The organism is Faecalimicrobium dakarense (genome assembly GCF_000499525.1).
GTDB classification, from domain to species: domain Bacteria; phylum Bacillota; class Clostridia; order Peptostreptococcales; family Peptostreptococcaceae; genus Faecalimicrobium; species Faecalimicrobium dakarense.
On sequence record NZ_HG529441.1, the window covers coordinates 1 to 4,139 of the forward strand.

Below are 4,139 nucleotides of genomic sequence, written 5' to 3' on the forward strand. Positions count from 1 at the left end.
AATTTTGTTAAATATATTAATTTTTATATAAGGAGACATGCCATTAGGCAGAGTCTTCTTTTTTTATTGATTAAAAAATCATAATTTTAAAATTTAAATGATTAAAATATTCCATTCATTAATAATTCTAAATAGTTTTATATTAAAATGTTTGATAAAATAAAAATTATAGGGTTAATATTGGAGGAATATATGAATCAAAAAATAAAATTATTAATAATTGAAGATGATAATGATATAAATAAACTGCTGTATGAAATGTTATTAAATGAAGGTTATACAGTAAAACAAGCCTATTCTGGAACAGAAGCATTAATATATTTAGAACAGGAATATTGGCATATGGTTTTACTTGACTTAATGTTGCCAGGTAAATCTGGAGAAGAACTTTTAGGTGATATTAGAAAAAGAATGACAGCTCCAGTTATTATTATATCGGCTAAAGAAGAGAGAAGTATTAAAATAGATATGCTTAGATTAGGTGCAGATGATTTTATAAGTAAGCCATTTGATATAGACGAGGTATTAGCTAGAATTGAATCTAATTTAAGAAGGTACATAGAGTTTTCTAGCTATGATAACAGCAAATATAAAAATATAGTAGATTATAAAGAAATATCTATTAATAAAGATACGAGAGAAGTATTTGTAAATGATAATAATGTAATTTTAACATCAAGAGAATTTGATATATTAGAGCTTTTAATAAATAATCCTAAGAAAGTATTTTCAAAGTCAAATCTATTTGAGAGTATATGGAAAAGTGAATACTTATGTGATGATAATACTATTACTGTTCATGTAAGCAATTTAAGAAATAAACTATCTAAATTTGAAACTAAGTATAATTATATACAAACCGTTTGGGGTATAGGTTATAAACTGGAAAAGTAACCTTATATAAATATTTAAAATTAATACTTTCTTAAGATTTTATTTATAGTTAATTAGAACTTAATTTCTATAATATGAGTATATTAAAATATTTATAAGGGGTGAGTTTATGACAATAAGTGAAGTATCAGATTACGTCTTAAGAACAAATAAATTAAGCAAATTATATAAGGGTGAATATGTAGTTAAAAATGTATCTATGAATATTAAAAATGGAGATATTTATGGATTTATAGGAAAAAATGGAGCTGGAAAAACTACTTTAATAAGATTAGTATCTGGACTAGCGAATATAAGTAATGGAAGTATAGAAATTTTTGGTGATAGCACAGAAAAAGGAATAATTGATGGTAGAAAAAGAATTGGAGCACTAATAGAAACTCCTTCATTTTATCCAAATATGACAGCTTATGAAAATATGGAATTAATAAGACTTCAAAAGGGTATCCCAGGAAAATCATGTATAAAAGAAAAATTAAACTTAGTAGGTTTAGGAGATACAGGAAAAAAGAAAGTAAAAGATTTTTCTCTAGGTATGAAGCAAAGGTTAGGTGTAGCGATGGCTATTATAGGGGATCCAGAATTTCTTATTTTAGACGAGACTACTAATGGATTAGATCCAATAGGTATAGTTGAAATGAGAGAACTTTTAAAGAAATTAAATAAAGAAAATAATATAACTATACTAATATCAAGTCATATACTAAATGAATTATATCAATTAGCAACATGCTATGGTGTTATTAATAAAGGGAAACTTGTTGAGGAGATCAGACAATCAGACCTTGATGAGAGATGTAAAAAATCTTTAGAAATAAATGTAGATAATGTTAATAAAGCTGTATGGACTATAGAAAATATTCTTAAAAGTGAAAATTATACAGTATTACCAGGGGATACTATAAAGTTATATGATTTTTTAGATAATTCAGGATATGTTTCAACTTCTTTTGCTAAGGAAGATATAGTAATAAGACAATTATCATATAAAGGTGATGATTTAGAAGACTATTTTATGAACTTAGTGGGAGGTAAAGAAAATGACTAATTTAATAAAAAGTGATTTATATAGACTAAAGAAAAATAAAACTTTTAGGAAATGTATGTTTTCTATGATTATATTTATAATTTTAATAACTAGTTTTTTTTCAGACCCTCGTGCCGAAATTGGAATTATAACTGGACAGGTAGATAATAGAATGTATGGATTTATACTTAGTAGTGCATTGGTCAGAGAAGGTCCTATGGAGATACTTTCAACAGCATTAGGATTTACAGGTATAATATGTATAATGTTGTTATTTATAGTTGGAGAATTAGTAATGGAAAGATATGAATTTGGTGTATTAAAAAATACTGTTTCTTATGGACATAATAGATATAAGATTTATATATCAAATTTATTATGCATTTTTGTAGTCATTATTTCACTTTCTATTATGACAATAGGAATTTCATTTGTAATATGGAATGTTATATACGGTGTAAATAGAGGTATTACAAGCAGTGAATTTACTATCATACTAAAGGTAATTATAGCAATATTGATTATATTATGTGCTATGGCTAGTGTTTATACTATGATACATACATTAGCAAGAAAGAAAACAATTGTTTTAGGCTTAAGCGTATTGTTTGTTACTTTTATTCCGATGTCATTAGTCGAATTAAAAATTAGTTATATAAATTCTAAAATGCCAATGTTAATGCTTATGGATCTATGTTCTATGCCGTTTAATAATGGGTCACTAGTTACATTTTTAGTTAGCTCAATATTAATAATTTTAATTAGCGCTATATTAGGATGTATTATATTCAATAAACAAGATATTAAATAAAGATAAAATGGAGGGTGAGTGAGGTGATTTTCTTTGTGGTTATTTTTTTGTTTGCTACTATAGTTTTGCTTGCCCGCTTATTTTTTATTAAAAATGAAATAAAGAATATTACAAAACAGCTAAATAATCATAATAGCTTAAAATCAAGAAAAAAAATAGATATAAAACTATTTGATAAAGATATAGAGAATTTAGCAGAAAGAATTAACAAGAATATTTCTATTTCTAATGAATTACAGGTAAATCATATGAAATCTCAGGATGAGTTAAAAAGGACAATAGCTAATATTTCTCATGACTTAAGAACACCGCTTACTTCAATTTTAGGGTATGTTCAAATGATGAAAAATGAGAATATAGATAAAAATAAGAAAAAAGAATATGTAGATATAATAGAAAATAGAGCTAGGGATCTTCAAAATTTACTAAACGATTTTTTTAATCTATCATTATTAGAATCAAGCGACTATAAACTTAACTTAGAATATATAAATTTAAATAATATACTATGTGATGAGTTAGCTGGATTTTATGAATACTTCGTCAGCAAAGGTATAAATCCGAATATAGATATTCCAGACAAAGATATTATGATAATAGGTGATATATCAGCGACTAAAAGGGTTTTGGAAAATCTAATGATTAATATAGCTAAGCATTCTAATGATTAATATAGCTAAGCATTCTAATGATTATGTATATATAGGTTTAAGTGAAGAAGAATCAAATGCAGTAGTTACAATAATAAATGAATCTGGAAATCTTACATCCAAAGATGTAGAATTAATGTTTGATAGATTCTATACAAGTGATAAGTCTAGAAATTCAAAAAATAGAAACACAGGTCTTGGGCTATCTATTGTTAGAGGATTAATGGATAAAATGAATGGAGATATAAAATGTGATATTAAAGACAATTTTCTACATATACAATGTATATGGAAGAATAAAACTCCATAAAAACCTTACACTTAAATAAAAATTAAAGAATGTGTTATTTATTATAGAAAGTCATATATAGTAATATATTTAGAATATATAAATAAATTAGTTGGCTGAGTTCTTGAGTGCGGAGTATATAATTATAATTAAATTTATTACAAAGATACTGTTAAAGCTAGCCGTATCTTTATTTTTTATAGAAGAAACAGTTTATATAAAATAAAGTTATAAAAATATATTAATAATTTCTCTATATTAACTTAGTTGAAAAATGTTGGAATTACTAAGTTTAAAATAAAAACATGAATTAAATTATAAAAAATAACAAATAAATTTCAAAAAAGTGTTGACGATATAAATTTGAGATGGTATAGTTATACTTGTCCTTAAGAAAAGGGCAAACAAGAAAAAAACAACAGAAAAAAGTTGACAAGGTTAAATAACTTTGATAAACTAAAGAAGTTG

The 4,139-nt window shown here is 24.6% G+C and carries 5 protein-coding genes; all 5 read left to right on the top strand.

Going from position 1 to position 4,139, the window contains the following annotated elements; translation table 11 throughout:
- The first annotated feature begins 192 nt into the window (after window positions 1-192).
- The 5 genes from BN899_RS18080 (at window position 193) to BN899_RS20025 (ending at window position 3,692) form a co-directional block, all read left to right on the top strand.
- Complete coding sequence (locus BN899_RS18080) at window positions 193-894, top strand: response regulator transcription factor (RefSeq protein WP_042278408.1); 702 nt, start codon at window positions 193-195, stop codon at window positions 892-894.
- Window positions 895-1,003: 109 nt separating this feature from the next.
- Complete coding sequence (locus BN899_RS18085; protein ID WP_042278410.1) at window positions 1,004-1,942, top strand: ATP-binding cassette domain-containing protein; 939 nt, start codon at window positions 1,004-1,006, stop codon at window positions 1,940-1,942.
- Window positions 1,935-2,732, top strand: a complete 798-nt coding sequence (locus BN899_RS18090) for an ABC transporter permease subunit (protein ID WP_042278411.1) — start codon at window positions 1,935-1,937, stop codon at window positions 2,730-2,732. Before BN899_RS18085 ends, BN899_RS18090 begins: the two co-directional genes overlap by 8 nt.
- A 65-nt stretch (window positions 2,733-2,797) precedes the next feature.
- Window positions 2,798-3,403 carry a sensor histidine kinase gene (locus tag BN899_RS20020; RefSeq protein WP_242824239.1) on the top strand — a complete coding sequence of 202 codons (606 nt, stop codon included), beginning with the start codon at window positions 2,798-2,800 and terminating at the stop codon, window positions 3,401-3,403.
- Entirely contained in the window at window positions 3,396-3,692 is a 297-nt protein-coding gene (locus BN899_RS20025; RefSeq protein ID WP_242824240.1) for an ATP-binding protein, read from the top strand. The genes BN899_RS20020 and BN899_RS20025 overlap by 8 nt, the downstream gene beginning before the upstream one ends.
- Window positions 3,693-4,139: the final 447 nt, after the last annotated feature.

Excerpts from the sequence above, each read along its gene's own strand:
- BN899_RS18085 (WP_042278410.1), top strand. The coding sequence starts at position 1,004 with ATGACAATAAGTGAAGTATCAGATTACGTCTTAAGAACAAATAAATTA.
- BN899_RS20025 (WP_242824240.1), top strand. The coding sequence starts at position 3,396 with ATGATTAATATAGCTAAGCATTCTAATGATTATGTATATATAGGTTTA.
- BN899_RS18080 (WP_042278408.1), top strand. The coding sequence starts at position 193 with ATGAATCAAAAAATAAAATTATTAATAATTGAAGATGATAATGATATA.
- BN899_RS18090 (WP_042278411.1), top strand. The coding sequence starts at position 1,935 with ATGACTAATTTAATAAAAAGTGATTTATATAGACTAAAGAAAAATAAA.